The organism is Nocardiopsis alkaliphila YIM 80379 (genome assembly GCF_000341005.1).
GTDB classification, from domain to species: domain Bacteria; phylum Actinomycetota; class Actinomycetes; order Streptosporangiales; family Streptosporangiaceae; genus Nocardiopsis; species Nocardiopsis alkaliphila.
On sequence record NZ_ANBD01000181.1, the window covers coordinates 1 to 16,619 of the forward strand.

Here is a 16,619-nt window from a genome sequence, read left to right on the forward strand (position 1 = left end):
CACGAGACAAGCCAGACAAGCAGGTAGGCATCCGGCCGCCCAGCGGCCGCCTGGCGGCCCGAAGGGCCCTGCCCCCTGACCACACCTCCCCCGTTTCCCGCTAGCCGCCCACTCCGCCGTTGAAGCAAGCGGGTCAAGGCCACCGGCCCGGCAACCACCGCACACATCATCGCCTTGACGCGCGCAGCAAAAACGGCCACCATCACGCGGCCGGGAAAGGGGGAGAACCACCCGCACCCCGCCCAACCAGCACAACCCCCACCCTGCCTCACGCGGCCCCCGCCCCGCTCCACCAGACCTGAGCAGCCCCATCCCACCCCAGCCGCTCCTGGACCTCGCTCCCGGCTACCCTCACCCCGGACACCCCACCACCGCTCACCGTAAAGAACGTTGAGAACAAGCGCGTGCGGGTTCTCGCCCCTTTCGAAGCGTGAGAACCGAACTATCCTGAAGACATGCCCAGATATGACTTCCGCTGCCGCGAGTGTGGCGACACCTTCGAACTCTCCCGGTCCATGGCCGATTCCGATGCCCCCGCCGACTGCCCCCAAGGCCACGATGACACCGTGCGCCTGTTGTCCACCATCGCGGTGGGCGGACGCGCCGCCGCCCCGGCGCCCTCCGGCGGTGGGTGCTGCGGAGGTGGCTGCTGCGGTTGACCGCGGCCACGATGATCGGCGCGCCACGGCACCGACCGGTCGCCGACAGTGGAGGGGCGGCCCCTTGCGGGACCGCCCCCTCACGTGATGGCTCTACTTCTCGATCTGACCGACGTCCCGGGCGGCGCCGGTCGACGCTGAGGTGGCCATCGCGGCGTAGGCGCGCAGCGCCGCGGTCACCGGGCGCTGCCTGTCACGCGGCTGGAAGCGACCCAGCTCCTTGAGCAGGCGCTCGCGTCGGGTGTTCAGTTCGTCCTCGGGGACCTCCAGCACGATGCCCCGGTTGGGGATGTCGATGCTGATGACGTCCCCGTTCTCCACCAGGGCGATGTCACCACCGGCCGCCGCCTCGGGAGAGGCGTGCCCGATGGACAGCCCCGAGGTTCCACCGGAGAACCGCCCGTCGGTGATGAGCGCGCACGCCTTGCCCAGACCGCGACCCTTGAGGAAGCTCGTCGGGTACAGCATCTCCTGCATGCCGGGGCCGCCCTTGGGACCCTCGTAGCGGATGACGACCACGTCACCGGGCTCGATCTTCTTGTTGAGGATGCCCTCCACGGCGTCGTCCTGGGACTCGAACACCTTGGCGGGACCGGAGAAGGTCCACAGTTCCTCCTCCACACCGGCGGTCTTGACGATCGCGCCGTCGGGGGCGAGGTTGCCGAACAGTACGGCCAGGCCGCCGTCCTTGGTGTAGGCGTGTTCCACCGAGCGGATACAACCCTGGGCGCGGTCGGTGTCCAGGGTGTCCCAGCGTGTGCTCTGTGAGTAGGCCTTGGTGGTGCGGCGGCCGCCGGGAGCGGCGTGGAAGAGTTCCACGGCCTGGGGGCTCACGGTCTTCGAGGCGATGTCCCACTCGGCGAGGAACTCGCCGATGGTCTTGCCGTGCACGGTCGACAGGGAGGTGTCCAGCAGCCCGCCGCGGGCCAGTTCGCCCAGGATCGCGGGGATGCCACCCGCCCGGTGCACGTCCTCGATGTGGTATTTCTCGGTGTTCGGTGCGACCTTGCACAGGCACGGCACGCGGCGGGAGATCTCGTCGATCTCGGGCAGCCCGAAGTCCACGCCGGCCTCGGTGGCGGTGGCCAGCAGGTGCAGGATCGTGTTGGTGGAACCGCCCATCGCCACGTCCAACGCCATGGCGTTGGCGAAGGCGGCGGGGGTGGCGATGGACAACGGCAGCACCGAGTCGTCGTCATCCTCGTAGTAGCGCTTGGCGGCCTCCACGACCAGCCGTCCGGCGTCCTCGTACAGCGCCTTGCGCGCGGTGTGGGTGGCCAGGACCGTGCCGTTGCCGGGCAGGGCCAGACCCATCGCCTCGGTCAGGCAGTTCATCGAGTTGGCGGTGAACATGCCCGAACAGGAACCGCAGGTCGGGCAGGCGTTCTCCTCCATCTCGTCCAGTTCGGCCTGGGAGACGCTCTCGTCGGCGGCGGCGATCATGGGGTTGATCAGGTCGAGCTTCTTGACGGTGACGGCGGTGCCGTCGACCACCGTGACCTTGCCGGCCTCCATGGGACCGCCGGAGACGAAGACGGTGGGGATGTTCAGACGCATCGCCGCGAGCAGCATGCCCGGGGTGATCTTGTCGCAGTTGGACACGCACACCAAGGCGTCGGCGCAGTGCGCGTTGACCATGTACTCCACCGAGTCGGCGATGAGTTCGCGGCTGGGCAGCGAGTACAGCATGCCGCCGTGGCCCATCGCGATGCCGTCGTCGACGGCGATGGAGTTGAACTCACGGGGCACGCCCCCGGCTTCACGGATGGCGTTCGCCACGACCTCGGCGACCTCGCGCAGGTGGACGTGCCCGGGGACGAACTCGGTGAAGCTGTTGGCCACGGCCACGATGGGCTTACCGAAGTCCTCGCGCTCCACACCGGTGGCGCGCATGAGGGCACGCGCGCCTGCCATGTTCCTGCCGTGGGTGACCGTGCGTGAGCGTAGGGCCGGCATGGATGGACTCCCATCGTTACGGGTGTTTCCTCTTGATGGTAGCCCCCATACGGGACGACTTGGGTCTCGCCTCGGAAGACGAGTGTTCCGTATCGTGAGACGCCTTGGCGGGTTCACGCCGGTCGGAACCTTGGTGTCGGACTCTCCGGGGCCGTGTTCGCGGACATACGTAGGGCCCGGGGCCACGACGGTGCGTCGCTTTCCGGGCCTGAAGGGGGAGGGGGATGCTCAGTGGCGAGGTGGCAGGGCCTTCTTGGCGGCCTGATAGATCTCCTCGATCTCGGTCTCGCTGAGTCGGTCACGGCCACTGCGCAGCCACTTGCGGACCTTGGTCCCGGTGATGATGTCCACCCCGCGCAGCCGGTGGCTGTCCCAGGGCATACCGGGGCCGTAGATGGCCAGGGAGGCGCGGACCTGGATGTCGCGTCCGAGCTCCTTGCTGATGAGTTCCTCGGCGCGCTTGGCCTCCTCCAAGGCCTCGTCGATCCGCTCGTTCTTGCTGAATCGGCCGTGGTACAGCTTCTCCAGCTTGTTGCGCAGGGGGAGCCGCTTGTCCCAGGATTCGGAGTCGATGGCGAAGGCACCGCGCCGACCGACGATGAAGTGGTCGATCTGGCCGTTGCCGCCGGGGACCGCGCGTGCGTGCAGCACCCGATAACCGACCTGCTTCATGACCTTGAGTTGGGCTTCGGTCCGGCGCTGTGCCGCCGAGGGCTTGCGCCAGCGTGGGATCTCGGACTCCCGGCGTGAACTCCACACCATGACCGCCACCAGAGCGATCAGTCCGAGGGTGACGCCGACCCGCCATTCTCCGGTGAGCATGCCGACACCGCCCGCGATCACCGCGGCGAGCGAACTTCGGACAAGCCACTTGCGCAAGGCGTCGTTGGACTTGAGCGCACCGTACAGGGCCTTGCCGCCGGATCCGCTGGAGCTCTTGCGTTGGTTGGGAAAGAAGAGGGCTTCGGGCCGTTCGGGTTCAGACCCGTCGGACGATGGGTTACGACTGTTCACTTTGGTTGCCGATTCCACGACCGACAGGTTAGTTCCATCCATATCCGAGTCCTAGTGCATTATTTCTCACACTTTTCCTTCTCTGAGTTCTTTCCCGAGCACGTGTTCGGATGCTCAACTCGGGGAAGGATCGTCTTTTCACCATCATCTCTGGAGATGGTCGGTTTCCTACGTCGTGGTGCCCGCTGACCTTCCCGATTAACCTCGGGGTCCATGACCCGGATTCACGATCTTTCCCTTCAACGGCTCGCAGAGTCGATTCGCGGTCGTGAACTGTCGCCTCTTGAGGTTGCTGAGCACTATCTGGCGCGGATTCGTAGGCTCGACCAGCGTTATGGTTCCTACATTTCGGTTCTTGAAGAAAGTGCTTTGAAGCAAGCCCGCAACGCGGAGAAGCGGATCCTCTCCGACACGCCGGACTCTCTGCCGGCACTGCTGGGGGTCCCCCTTCCGATCAAGGACCTGGGCGCTGTGGCCGGTGCACCCGTCACCTTCGGTTCACGCCTGTACACCGACCTCGTCGCCTCCACCGACTCCGCGGTGGTCGCCCGACTCCGCGAAGCCGGTGTCGTCTTCCTGGGCAAGACCAACACCCCCGAGTTCGGGTCCACCTGTTACACCGAGAACGTCATCGCCCCGCCCACCCGCAACCCTTGGGACACCCGGCTCTCACCCGGAGGTTCCAGTGGAGGCGCCGCGGCCGCCGTCGCCGCCGGACTCGCCCCCGCCGCCCAGGGGAGCGACGGTGGCGGTTCCATCCGCATCCCCGCATCGGCCTGCGGGCTGTTCGGCCTCAAACCCAGCCGGGGTCGGATCTCCGCTGGACCAGACCGGTCCGACCTGTTCGGTCTGTCCACCGCCGGACCACTGACCAGGACGGTTCTGGACGCGGCCCTGCTTTTGGACGTCATGACGATGTCCGCGCCCGGCGACGCCTACTCCGTTCCGCCCCTGCCGGCCGGTGAGAGGTTCACCGACCACGCCCGGCGCGACCCCGGTCGGTTGCGGATCGGGTGCTACGCCACCACCGGCTCGGCGGGGATCGAGGTCCACGCGGACGTCCTGGCGGCCTATGAGCGAACCGCCCTGCTCCTGTCGGAACTGGGCCATGAGGTGGAGGAGATCGACGAACCCATCGACGCCCACTTTCGGGGCGGCTACGCCCGCGACTTCCAGTACCTGTGGTCGGCCATGGCCGCGGCCATGGCCGTGGACCCCGCGAGAGAACACGAACTCACCCCGATCAACCGGTGGCTGCGCGAACGAGCCAGGAACACGCCCGCCACCGACCTCGTCGCGGCCTGGTCCCGGCTCCAGTTGGGCGTGCGTTCGTTGCTGACCGCCACCACGCCCTACGACGCCGTCCTCGCACCGACCCTGGCCAGTCCACCGGTACCCATCGGCCACTTCACCGAGGAGGGGCCCGAGGCCGAGTTCCGGATCATGACCGAGTTCGCGCCGTTCACCTCGGTGTACAACGTGTCCGGGCAGCCGTCCGTGAACGTCCCTTCGCACTGGTCCGACCAGGGACTACCGATCGGTGTGATGCTCACGGGGCGGATGGGGGGCGAGGGCACTCTGTTGTCCCTGTCGGCTCAGCTGGAGGCGGCTCGGCCGTGGTCGTACCAGGTCCCACCCGGTCTGGAGGACTGAGTCGGTCCCCGGTCGCCGGTGAGGTCTCCACGGTGGCCGTGGGGCGCCGCAGGAAAAGGCTGAAGACCGCCGCCACCGTGACCAGGCACACCGCTCCCAGCGTCCCGCCCGCGATCCCGTGAGTGTCCACCAGGGCACCGGTGAGCGGTCCGGCGATCGCACCACCGGTACTCATGGCGGTGGCCAACCATCCGAACGCCTCCGCCCGCCGATGCGCGGGAGCGGTTTCGCCCAAGCGGCCCATCACGGCGGCCAGCGTCGGTGCCAGGGCCAGTCCGGACACGAACAGCAGCGGAGTGATCAACAACGGGGTGGGCAGGTGGGTGATCGGCGGCATGAACGGAATCAGCGCCGCCATGCCCAAGGCGGCGGCGAAGGCCCGCAGCGGGAGGCGGGGTGTTCCCTTTCGACCGCCCGCGATGGCACCGCCCACCAATGATCCCAGGGCCCACACCGAGGCCAGCACCATCACGTACTGGGGTGCGTTCAGTTCGTTGGCCCACGCCACGATCACCAGATCCGTGCCCATCACACCGCAAACGATCAGCAGGCACATCGCGAAGATCAGGCACAGGGCAGGGGAACGCAGTAGGCTCCGTCGCCGGCCCGGCCGCGCACGGTCGCTCACCGGGGCCGCCGTTCCCTCCTCGTCGGGCGCGGGGCCGGTCACCCCGGCGCGACGCAGGGCCCACGCGAACCCCACCGCACCCGATAGGCCCAGGATCGCCAGCATCAACAGGGCGTACCGAGGGCCGGCCATCGCCACCACGGCGGCGGTCAGGATGGGGGAGAAGACGAACAGCAACTCCTGTGTGGTGGCCTCCGCCGCGTAGATGGCCTGCCGTTCGGGTCCCCTGGTCAGCCGTGGCCACAGGGCACGCACGATCTGGTTGGCCGGAGTGCCGAACAACCCGGTGCCCAAGGCCAGCGGTATCGACAGCCACCACAGGGAGGCCGGCAACAGCGCCAGGACCGACAACCCGACGGTGAACACCACAGCGCACACCAGGATCAGCCTGTCGACGCCGCCCCGATCCGCCATACGCCCGCGCAGCGGACCCACCAACGCCATTCCCAGGGTGAAGGCGCCCGCCACCAACCCGGCCAGCGTGTAGGAGCCGGTCCAACCCTGGACCAGGAAGGTGACCGCGATCATGAGCCCCGGTGTGTAGAACCTGGCCGTCAGGGACCAAACCAGAAGGGACATGACGTGGGGCACGGCGAAGAGCCGTCGGTAGTTGGCGAGCACACCCTCGATTATGCGGTCCGCCCAGGTGGTCCGGGACGGACCGAGGGAACCGTTCGCACCTTCCTCAGCCGCCCCCGGCGACGTCGCGATGGCCCCGGGCCGGCCGGGGAGCCGGAGTGGCCGGGACGATTTTCGTTCCCACGCCGGGCCACCTTCCCGTGTACGGACGCCCAGGTGGGGCATGATCGTTTGCTGTGAAGGACGTTCAGCTGGCCCGGGTGGCCGAGCAGTACGGGATCGCGACCACGTACCAGGACTGGCGGGGGCAACGGGTGCCCGTCAGCCCCGACACGATCCGTCATGTCCTGACGTCGTTGGGAGTGGATCCGTCCGATCCCGCGACGTCGGCGGGTCCGGACAGAGGGTTGCTGCCGCCCGCGGTGGTGGTCCGAGAGGGCAAGGCACCCGACCCGGTGCTGCCCGATGGCGCCCGCAGCATCGTCGAGACCGCCGACGGTGCCCTGCTGCCCTTCGACCCCGGTCTGCCCCTGGGAGTGCACACCCTGCGGGTGACGGAGAAAGGCAGGGAACACGACGCCCCACTCCTGGTGGTTCCCGACCGGCTCGAACCCAGCGTGCTGCGCCATAACCCCCGCCTGTGGGGGGTGATGTCCCAGGTCTACAGTGTCCGTTCGCGTGCTTCCTGGGGCACCGGTGACCTGCACGACCTCGCCGAACTCGTCGACTGGAGCGCCCGCGACCTGGGCGCCGACTTCGCCCTGATCAACCCGGTGCACGCCACCGAACCGCTCACGCCCGTCGAACCCTCGCCCTACCTTCCGGTGAGCCGCCGCTACGCCAGTCCGCTCTACATCAGGATCGAGGACGTGCCCGAGTACGCACGACTCGATCCCGTCCAACGTGAGGGCGTCCAACGCCTGGCCCGACCTCTGCGCGAGCGCGGTCGCACCGCGGACCTGCTGGATCGTGACGCCGTCTGGGAGGCCAAACTCGCCGCGTTGGAGGTGCTCTTCCAAGTGCCCAGGTCCCCCGGTCGGGAGGAGGCGCTACGCCTGTACCTGGAACGTGAGGGCCGGTCCCTGGTCGAGTTCGCCACCTGGTCCGCGCTCGCCGAAGAGTACGGCCCCGACCATCGCACCTGGCCCGCGCACCTACGTGACGTCAACGCGCTCGCGGTGGGACGGGAGGCACTCCAACGCTGGCCACGGGTGGAGTTCCACCGCTGGGTCCAGTGGATCCTGGACGAACAACTCGCCCGGACCCAGCAGAGCGCCCTCAACGGCGGGATGAGCCTGGGCATCATGCACGACCTGGCCATCGGGGTGCGGGCCGGTGGCGCCGACGCCTGGATGTACCGGGACGCGCTCGTCCAAGGGCTGCACGTGGGCGCACCACCGGACGAGTTCAACCGACGTGGGCAGGACTGGGGACAACCCCCCTGGAACCCCGACGTCCTGGCCCGACTCGGCTATGGTCCGCTGCACCAGATCCTCGCGTGCAACCTTCGGCACGCGGGCGGTCTTCGGGTGGATCACGTGATGGGGCTGTTCCGCCTGTGGTGCGTCCCCGAGGGCGCCTCCGCGGACCAGGGCACCTACCTCAGGTACGACCACGAGGGAATGGTGGGCGTGCTGACCCTGGCCGCGCACCTGGCGGACGCGGTGGTCGTCGGCGAGGACCTGGGCACCGTGGAGCCGTGGGTACGCGAGCACCTGTCCGATCGTGGCGTCCTCGGTACCTCCGTGTTGTGGTTCGAGAACGACGAGGAGGGCGAGCCCCTCGCACCCGACCGGTGGCGCAGGGACTGCCTGGCCACCATCGCCACCCACGACCTGCCCCCGGTGGCCTCGTACCTGTCGGCCGAACACGTGGACCTGCGTGATCGCCTGGGGTTGCTCGAGCGTCCGATGGAGGAGGAACTCGCCGACTCCGAAGCGCGAGTGGGCCGCTGGCGTGACCTGTTCGTGGAACTGGGACTATTGGACGAGGAGGTGGATCCGGTGGCCGATCCGGCCGCGGTGGTGGCGGCGATGCACGCCTACCTGGCGGCCACCCCGGCCCGGATGCTGGGGGTGGCGCTCACCGACGTGGTGGGGGAGCGGCGTATGCAGAACCAGCCGGGCACCAGCACCGAGTACCCGAACTGGCGGATCCCTCTGACCAATGGCGAGGGGGAACCGGTCCTGGTGGACGAACTGCTCGCCGACCCGCGCATGGTGGGTCGGATTCGCCGAACCCTGGGACCGCTGGGCGGATACGGCCGGGGATCGTAGCCGGCCGAGAAACGCCGGATCCCGAAAGACCTTCGAACAGGGGGACGGCCTCGGAGGCGGTATCCCCTCCGAGGCCGTCCCGTACCGGCTTTCCGAGCCGATCAGCCCTGACCGGCGGCGATGTCCGTGGCACGGGCGCGCAGGGCACGCTCCACTCCGGCACGTCCCTCGATCAGCAGGCGGTGCAGCGCGGGAGCGGGGGAGTGCTCGGCGATGTAGGTGTCGGTACGCTCCAGGGTCGTCTCCTCCACCAACTGGCTCGGGTAGACGATTTCGGCGAAGGTCTGCGCGAACTCACCCGTCCACTTGTCCCAGGCCGGAGCCAGTTGGGCGAAGTACCGATCCACATAGGGGCGGTACAGCTCGGACTGCAGTGGCTCGGTGAAGCCCGACAGCACCGCACGGAACTCCGCGTTGGCGAGGTCACCGCCCACGATCCGCTCCCAGGCGGCCTCCTTGGCCTCCGGCGTGGGAATGGCGGCTCGGGCGCCCGCGGCGTTGCGCTGCCCGGTCGCGGTGGGGTCGGCCGCCGCCTCGGACGCGATCTCGGCCTCACCGGCCTCACCGGTGGAGACCAGACGCCGCAGCAGGGTCCAGCGCAGGTCGGTGTCGATGGTCAGACCGTCCACGGTGATCGCACCGTCCAACAGACCACGCAGCAGTGACAGATCGGCCTCGGTGACGGCCACCGTCGCGAGCGCGTTGACGTAGGCCAACTGTAGATCGCCGCCGGGCTCGGCGGTGGACAGCAGCTCGCGCAGGCGGGTGCTCAGCTTCTCGAAACCGACGGGACGCCAGGCCGGGTCGGCGTAGTTGATGACGGCTCCCGCGGCCTGACGCAGCAGGGTCTGGGCGACCATGACGTCGCTCACGCCGCTGATCCCGGAGATGACGAGTTCGACGTAGTCACGGGCGGCCATCTCGCCGTCGCGGGTCATGTCCCAGGCGGCACCGAACGCCAGGGCGCGCGGCAGGGACTCACGGATCTCGCCCGCGCTCTCCACGACGGTGCGCAGCGAACGCTCGTCGAGACGGACCTTGGTGAAGGTGAGGTCGTCGTCGTTGATCAGGACCAGGTCGGGACGGGCCCGGCCGATCAGTTCGGCCACCTCGGTACGCTCGCCGCGCACGTCCAGCTCCACCCGGTCGCGGCGCACGACGCCCTGTTCCGTGCGGTCGTACAGACCCACGGCCAGGCGGTGCGAACGCAGCGTCGGGTGCTCGGGGTCGGCTTCTTGGAGGATCGCGAAGGAGGTGAAGTTCCCGTCGGCGTCCACCTCGAACTCCGGGCGCATGGTGTTGACGCCGGTGGTCTCCAACCATTCACGCGACCAGCCGGACAGGTCACGGCCGGAGGCGGCCTCCAAGTGCTTGAGGAGGTCCTTCAGTTCGGTGTTGCCGAACGCGTTCTCCTTGAAGTAGGCGCGCACGCCCGCGAAGAACGCGTCCACGCCCACGTAGGCCGCGAGCTGCTTGAGCACCGAGGCGCCCTTGGCGTAGGTGATGCCGTCGAAATTGACCTCCACGGCCTGGATGTCGACCATGTCGGCGGCGATCGGGTGGGTGGAGGGCAGCTGGTCCTGGCGCAGCGCCCACGCCTTCTCCACGTTGGCGAAGGTGGTCCAGGCGTCGGTCCACTTGGTGGCGTTGGCCTGGCAGTACACACTGGCGTAGGTGGCGAAGGACTCGTTCAGCCACAGGTCGTCCCACCAGCGCATGGTGACCAGGTCACCGAACCACATGTGCGCCATCTCGTGCAGGATGGTCTCGGCCCGGCGTTCGTAACGGGCGTCGGTGACACGGGATCGGAAGACGTAGTCCTCCAAGAAGGTGACCGCGCCGGCGTTCTCCATGGCCCCGGCGTTGAACTCGGGTACGAACAGCTGGTCGTACTTGCCGAACTGGTAGCGCACGCCGAACAGGTCGTGGAAGAAGTCGAAGCCTTGCTTGGTGACCTCGAACAGGGCTTCGGAGTCCAGATGCTCGGCCAACGAGGCGCGACAGTACAGGCCCAGCGGAATGCCATCGTGTTCGTCGCGGACCACGTGGTAGGGACCGGCGATGAGTGCGGTGATGTAGGTGGACATCACCGGGGTGGCGGGGAAGTGCCAGCGCACCCGTTCCTCGCCGGCCGCCTCGCGCTCGGTGTCGGGGGCGCTGTTGGACACGACCTCCCAGGACGCGGGCGCGTACACGGTCAACTCGAACGTGGCCTTGAGGTCCGGCTGGTCGAAGCACGTGAACATGCGGTGTGCGTCGGCCGTCTCGAACTGGCTGTACAGGTAGACCGACTCGTCGACCGGGTCGACGAAGCGGTGTAGACCCTCGCCCGTGCGCATGTACGCGGCGTCGGCCACCACGGTCAGTTCGTTGTGCTCGGCCACCTCGGGCAGGGTGAGGCGTTCACCGTCGAACAGCGCGGCCACGTCGAGTTCGGTGCCGTTGAGCACCGCGCCGTGCATCTTGGGGGCGACCAGATCGATGAAGGTCCGCGCCCCCGCCTGGGAACTCGAAAAACGCACCGTGGTGGTGGACCGGAAGGTCTCGTCCCCGGTGGTCAGGTCCAGCTCCACGGCGTAGGAGTCGACGCTGAGGATCCGCGCCCGCTCCCGAGCCTCGTCCCGTGTGAGGTTCCCTGCCACGCAAAGCTCCCTTCACGGCCGCCATCGTCGCCGGCCGGAGTGTTCGTTGCCGACCACGGCGACCCCGCCGATCAGGGGTCTCCCAAGGGGTGGGTGTCGTCGGGCCGAAGTCGTCTATCGGTTTCGATCCTGCCACGCGTGGGCGTGGAATGCGCAACCGATGGCCATGGTTGAGGCCTTAGGGCGTGTTCCGTGGACGCCGCCCCACGCCACGAAGTTTTCGATCCACCGGACGAGGAGCATTCGATGACGCAGACCGCCGAGCGACGGGGTGACGAGTTCGCCTGGGCCGACATGTGGTTCGACCCGGCGTGCCCGTGGGCCTGGATGACCTCTCGCTGGTTGCTGGAGGTGGAGAAGGTCCGACCGGTGCGGGTGCGTTGGCACGTGATGAGTCTCGGAGTGCTCAACGAGGGGCGGGACCTGCCCGAGGAGTACATGCAGGCGATCGCTCGCTCTTGGGGCGCCGTGCGCGTGTGCGTCGCCGCCGAACAGCGCTTCGGCCCCGAGGTCCTGGGGCGCTTGTACACCGCGCTGGGTACCCGTTTCCACAATCAGGGCGAACCCCAGGGCCTGGAGACGGTGCGGGCCGCGCTGGTCGACGCGGGCCTGCCGGAGGACCTGGCCGAGGCCGCGGATTCCACCGTCTACGATGAGGCCCTGCGCGCCTCGCACGCGGAGGCGATGAAGCTGGTCGGTGAGGACGTCGGTACCCCGGTCGTCCAGGTCGAGGGCGTCTCGTTCTTCGGTCCGGTCGTCTCCCCCGCGCCGCGCGGGGAAGAGGCCGGGAAGCTGTGGGACGGCGTGCGCATGGTCGCCGGAACCGACGGGTTCTTCGAGCTCAAGCGCACCCGCACCCGCGACCCCATCTTCGACTGAATCCCTAGGAGATCCCATGCCCGGGCCCGATGACGACCGTCGTGTCGACTTCCTCGACGACCTCGAGATCCTGCCCGACATCACCGGTGACGAACGCTCCGAGGGGTGGGGCGACTCCGAAGAGGACTCCACGGCCCGGTTGATCGCCGACCGGCCTCCGCACTGGGACTGACCCGAGCCGACCAGACCGCCCACCCCTGGGCGGCCAGAGGTGTCCGAACACCGCCCGGTACCGGTGAAACCACGGGTACCGGGCGGTTCGGCCTCCCCGCCCTGGCCAACCAGAATCCGGTTCTGCGACAGTGGAGCCATGCGATCCCTTTACATCGACGGCGCCTGGTGCGACTCCACCTCCGACGAGGCCCTGGACGTGGTCAACCCGGCGACCGAGCAGGTCATCGACACCGTTCCGGCCGGTTCCATCGCCGACGTCGAGGCCGCGGTCGAGGCCGCGGCCGCCGCCTTTGGAACCTGGTCCGCGCTCACCCCGGGGCAGCGCGTCAGCCATCTGACCAAGGCACTGGAGTTGTTCAACGCTCGCCAGAAGGACATCGCCGCGGTCTTGACCGAGGACATCGGCGCTCCGGTCGGGTTCGCCACCAAGGTGCAGGCCGGGCTGCCGGCTCTGATGTTCCGCACCTACATCGACCTGGTGGAGGAGCACGGCGAGCGCTACTTCACCGGGGAGAAGGTCGGTACTTCCCTGGTGGTGCACGAACCGATCGGCGTGGTCGGGGCCATCACTCCATGGAACTATCCGCTGCACCAGATCGTCCTCAAGGTCGTTCCCGCCCTGCTGGCGGGCAACACCGTGGTCCTCAAACCCAGCGAGATCGCTCCGTTGAGCGCCTACTCCCTGGCCGAGGTGTTCGAGGAGGCCGGGCTTCCAGCCGGTGTGTTCAACCTGGTCAGCGGAACCGGGCCGGTGGTGGGTGAGGCGATCGCCGCCCACCCGAAGGTCGACATGGTCTCCTTCACCGGTTCCACCCGGGCCGGCACCCGGGTGTCCCAGGTGGCGGCCGAGACCGTCAAACGAGTGGCCCTGGAGTTGGGCGGCAAGTCACCCAACGTCATCCTGCCCGACGCCGACCTGACCCAGGCGGTCAAGCGTGGCGTCGCCGACGTGATGCGCAACACCGGGCAGAGCTGCAACGCGCTCACCCGTATGTTGGTGCATCGCGACTCCTACGAGGAGGCCGTGGAGCTGGCCGCCGTGTCCGCGGCCAAGTACGTCCCCGGCGACCCGACCGACGAGAACACCAGGATGGGCCCGCTCGTGTCCGCGGCCCAGCTGGAAAAGGTCCGTTCCTACATCGACCTCGGGGTGCGGGAGGGCGCCCGTCTGGTCATCGGAGGGTCCGAGCCGGTGGAGGGACGGGACAGCGGTTTCTACGTCAGACCGACCGTCTTCGCGGACGTGCGTAACGACATGCGGATCGCCCAGGAGGAGATCTTCGGCCCGGTCCTCGCCCTCATCCCCTACGACACGGTGGAGGAAGCGGTCGAGATCGCCAACGACACCGTCTACGGACTTAACGCCGCGGTGTGGTCGGGCGACCCCGAACAAGGGCTGGCCGTCGCCCGCGGACTGCGCGCCGGGCAGGTCGAGCTCAACGGGGGTGCCCTGAACCCCCGTGCTCCCTTCGGGGGCTACAAGCGTTCGGGCAACGGCCGGGAGTGGGGCCTGCCCGGCCTGGTGGAGTTCTGCGAGGTCAAGGCCGTGCAGATGTGACGCCTGTGGGTGACATCACCGTGTGGTGCGCTGGGGGCGGGAATCGGACCCCGTGACGGCCGTGTTGTGCGGTGTGGGAAAATTTCGACTGGTCGTCCCCTGTTTGAAACCGAACGAGGTGTGAGTTGAGCAACAAGCCCGCGGTCTCCAAGGCCGTTCCTCTCAGTAAGGACCTCAAGGCGATCCTTCTGTACAACATGATCGCTATCGTCTTCATGGGTGTCTTCGGCGTCCTGGGCCTGACCGTCGCCGCCATCGCGGCCAGCGCCTGAGACGACCCACGGAGCGCCCTGGGCGTCTCCCGCACGCTCCGACGCCGCGCCCCTTTTCGAAGGGGCGCGGCGTTCGGCGTGCTGGTGAGATGCCACACTGGTGACGTGCGTGTTTACCTTGGATCAGATCATGCGGGCTTCGAGCTCAAAGAACATCTCGTCTCCTGGTTGAAGGAGCGGGGCCACGAGGTCGTGGACGCCGGACCGGCCGTGTACGACGCGGTGGACGACTACCCACCGTTCGTCCTACGGGCCGCCGAGGGCGTGGCGAAGGACCCGGGCTCCCTGGGCATCGTCATCGGTGGTTCCGGCAACGGTGAGCAGATCGCCGCCAACAAGGTCAAGGGCGTCCGTGCCGCCCTGGCCTGGAGCGAGGACACCGCCAAGCTGGCGCGTGAGCACAACGACGCCAACGTGCTCGGCATCGGCGGGCGAATGCACTCCCTGGAGGAGGCCACTCGTTTCGTGGAGCTCTTCCTGCGGACCCCGTACAGCGACGAGGAGCGACACACCCGCCGGATCGGGATGCTCACCGACTACGAACGCAGCGGCGAGCTTCCCCCGCTTCCGTGACGACCCTTCCGGCCCTCGCGTGTACGCGAGGGCCTTCCCGCCTTCGGCACACACGGCCCCGCATTTGGAGAGCCCACCTCTGGTGGATCCGGGGGCGGTGTGGGATCCTGGCTCGGATCAGTCGCGTCGCCCCCAGGTCCAGGCGTTCTTCGATCGGGTTTAGGCGGAGCCCAAACCCCGGGTTACGGGGTGGAACGGTGCCGGACGCACGTGCTACTTCGGCACCCCAAGCGCTACAGTTCGTGCACAGTGGCGGGCCACGACCATCCGCGGCACATCAGGTGCCGTCCCCCGGACGACCTTCTCGCCATCGGATACTCCCCTCACATCCGGCCCCCACACCAGATCCGCTCCGACGCGACTTCGGCCGCGGCGGTGCGCCGTACGACGACCAGGAGTGACCCCCGCAGGCGAGCGGGCGCGCCGAGCCAGAGGATCCATGAACTCCACACCGACCGCCAAGGCCACCCGTCTGCTGCGATCCACCACGCAGCGGCTCGTCGCGGTGCTCAGGCGCAAGGTGCTCTTTCGCTATCGGCTCGTCCTCATCACCCTGGTGACCATCGCGGTGGGGATCGGTGTGGGCGCCGTATGGGGCCCGCCCGGCTGGTTCCCGCCCAGTTCCACCATCCTCACCCTCCTGGCCGGCGGTCTGCTGCTCAAGCGTAAGAGTCTGGCGTTCCTGCTCGGTGTGGTCGCGGCGGTCCTGGTCTTCGTGGCGTCCATGCTCGACTTCGGTCAGGTGGGGCCGGGGCTGTTGGTCACCATCGGTGTCACCGCGGTCCTGTCCTACCTGTTGTCGGGGGTACGTGAACGGCTCGGCGTGCAGGGTCTGAGCGGTGAGATGATGCTGCTGGACCTGCGTGACCGACTACGCCACCAAGGCGGGCTCCCCGAGGTCCCCAACGGGTGGGGCCGTACCGCGGTACTGCGCCAGGCCGGCGGCTCCTCCTTCGGTGGTGACTTCGTGGTCTCCAACCGAAGGAACGGCAGGCTCGACATCGCCGTGGTGGACGTGTCCGGCAAGGGTGTGGACGCCGGTACCCGCGCGCTGCTCCTGTCGGGTGCCTTCAGCGGACTCATCGGTGCCGTACCCGCCAAGGACTTCCTCGCCCACTGCAACGACTACCTGATGAGGCACGGCGGCGGAGAGGGCTTCGTCACCGCCGTCCATCTGAGCGTGGACACCGACACCGGCGACTACCAGGTCGCCTCCGCGGGACACCCGCCCGCCCTGCACTTCGACGGTGGCAGCGGTGTGTGGAGCACCACCGAGGCCAAGGGTGTGGTCCTGGGCGTCATCCCCGAGATGAGCTACACCTTCGTCGAAGGTGTACTCCGTCCGGGCGATGCCATCATGCTCTGCACCGACGGCCTCATCGAGACCCCGGGCGAGGACCTGGACGCCGGCATCGACCGACTCCTAGGAGCAGCGGACGCACTGGTCGGCCAGGGTTTCGCCACCGGAGCGAGCGAGCTCGTGGACGCCCTCAGCAAGGACAAGAACGACGACTGCGCCCTCGTCGTCCTCTGGCGAACCTGACCCGCTCCCGCGCCGAAGCCCCGGGGGTGAGCCGAACCCACCTGCGCCGGCGGTAGGGTCGAAGGGTTCCCCGACCCCGGTACGAGGTTCTTCGTACACGTCCCCGGATCGCCGTGCCCGCCCTCTCCCGCCCCCGGGCGCCGACGCCGCACGGCTCACCACACCAGTGACGAGGGGCCGGGCCCGGGCCCGCCCACGGTCTCGGACCTTCCC

The 16,619-nt window shown here is 68.3% G+C and carries 13 protein-coding genes; 9 read left to right on the top strand and 4 right to left on the bottom strand.

Features of this window, described 5'->3' with window-relative positions; genetic code table 11:
• Positions 1 to 455: 455 nt before the first annotated feature.
• On the top strand, positions 456 to 659 hold the full coding sequence (locus D472_RS0123710) for an FmdB family zinc ribbon protein (RefSeq protein WP_017606926.1): 204 nt from the start codon (positions 456 to 458) through the stop codon (positions 657 to 659).
• A 93-nt stretch (positions 660 to 752) separates the two neighbouring features.
• Here D472_RS0123710 and ilvD read toward each other — a convergent pair whose 3' ends face one another.
• Together ilvD and D472_RS0123720 are read right to left on the bottom strand one after the other, a co-directional pair.
• A complete protein-coding gene (gene ilvD / locus D472_RS0123715) occupies positions 753 to 2,615 on the bottom strand; it encodes a dihydroxy-acid dehydratase (RefSeq protein WP_017606927.1) in 1,863 nt (620 codons plus the stop codon).
• Between the two features lie 228 nt (positions 2,616 to 2,843).
• Positions 2,844 to 3,629: a nuclease-related domain-containing protein gene (locus D472_RS0123720; RefSeq protein ID WP_017606928.1), complete on the bottom strand. Its 786-nt coding sequence runs from the start codon at positions 3,627 to 3,629 to the stop codon at positions 2,844 to 2,846.
• Between the two features lie 213 nt (positions 3,630 to 3,842).
• Between D472_RS0123720 and D472_RS0123725 the strand changes: the two genes are divergently transcribed.
• A complete protein-coding gene (locus D472_RS0123725; protein ID WP_026118012.1) occupies positions 3,843 to 5,282 on the top strand; it encodes an amidase in 1,440 nt (479 codons plus the stop codon).
• Here D472_RS0123725 and D472_RS27915 read toward each other — a convergent pair.
• Positions 5,179 to 6,531, bottom strand: a complete 1,353-nt coding sequence (locus D472_RS27915) for an MFS transporter (RefSeq protein ID WP_083903565.1) — start codon at positions 6,529 to 6,531, stop codon at positions 5,179 to 5,181. The genes D472_RS0123725 and D472_RS27915 overlap by 104 nt on opposite strands.
• Positions 6,532 to 6,725: 194 nt before the next feature.
• Here D472_RS27915 and malQ point away from each other — a divergent pair, with 194 nt between their 5' ends.
• On the top strand, positions 6,726 to 8,765 hold the full coding sequence (gene malQ, locus D472_RS0123740) for a 4-alpha-glucanotransferase (RefSeq protein WP_017606932.1): 2,040 nt from the start codon (positions 6,726 to 6,728) through the stop codon (positions 8,763 to 8,765).
• 101 nt (positions 8,766 to 8,866) lie between these two features.
• Here malQ and pepN read toward each other — a convergent pair whose 3' ends face one another.
• Complete coding sequence (gene pepN, locus D472_RS0123745; RefSeq protein ID WP_017606933.1) at positions 8,867 to 11,407, bottom strand: aminopeptidase N; 2,541 nt, start codon at positions 11,405 to 11,407, stop codon at positions 8,867 to 8,869.
• Positions 11,408 to 11,653: 246 nt separating this feature from the next.
• On the opposite strand from pepN, the gene D472_RS0123750 reads away from it, so the two are divergent.
• The 6 genes from D472_RS0123750 to D472_RS0123775 all read left to right on the top strand — a co-directional run bounded on the left by D472_RS0123750 (position 11,654) and on the right by D472_RS0123775 (position 16,406).
• Positions 11,654 to 12,286, top strand: coding sequence for a mycothiol-dependent nitroreductase Rv2466c family protein (locus tag D472_RS0123750; protein ID WP_017606934.1), 633 nt, complete (start codon positions 11,654 to 11,656; stop codon positions 12,284 to 12,286).
• A gap of 16 nt (positions 12,287 to 12,302) precedes the next feature.
• Complete coding sequence (locus D472_RS28790) at positions 12,303 to 12,458, top strand: hypothetical protein (protein WP_017606935.1); 156 nt, start codon at positions 12,303 to 12,305, stop codon at positions 12,456 to 12,458.
• A gap of 138 nt (positions 12,459 to 12,596) precedes the next feature.
• A complete protein-coding gene (locus tag D472_RS0123760) occupies positions 12,597 to 14,018 on the top strand; it encodes an aldehyde dehydrogenase family protein (protein ID WP_017606936.1) in 1,422 nt (473 codons plus the stop codon).
• A 125-nt stretch (positions 14,019 to 14,143) separates the two neighbouring features.
• Positions 14,144 to 14,290, top strand: coding sequence for a hypothetical protein (locus D472_RS28795; RefSeq protein WP_017606937.1), 147 nt, complete (start codon positions 14,144 to 14,146; stop codon positions 14,288 to 14,290).
• Between the two features lie 105 nt (positions 14,291 to 14,395).
• Positions 14,396 to 14,863 carry a ribose-5-phosphate isomerase gene (locus tag D472_RS0123770; protein WP_026118013.1) on the top strand — a complete coding sequence of 156 codons (468 nt, stop codon included), beginning with the start codon at positions 14,396 to 14,398 and terminating at the stop codon, positions 14,861 to 14,863.
• 439 nt (positions 14,864 to 15,302) lie between these two features.
• Positions 15,303 to 16,406 carry a PP2C family protein-serine/threonine phosphatase gene (locus tag D472_RS0123775; RefSeq protein ID WP_017606939.1) on the top strand — a complete coding sequence of 368 codons (1,104 nt, stop codon included), beginning with the start codon at positions 15,303 to 15,305 and terminating at the stop codon, positions 16,404 to 16,406.
• The last annotated feature ends 213 nt before the right edge of the window (positions 16,407 to 16,619 follow it).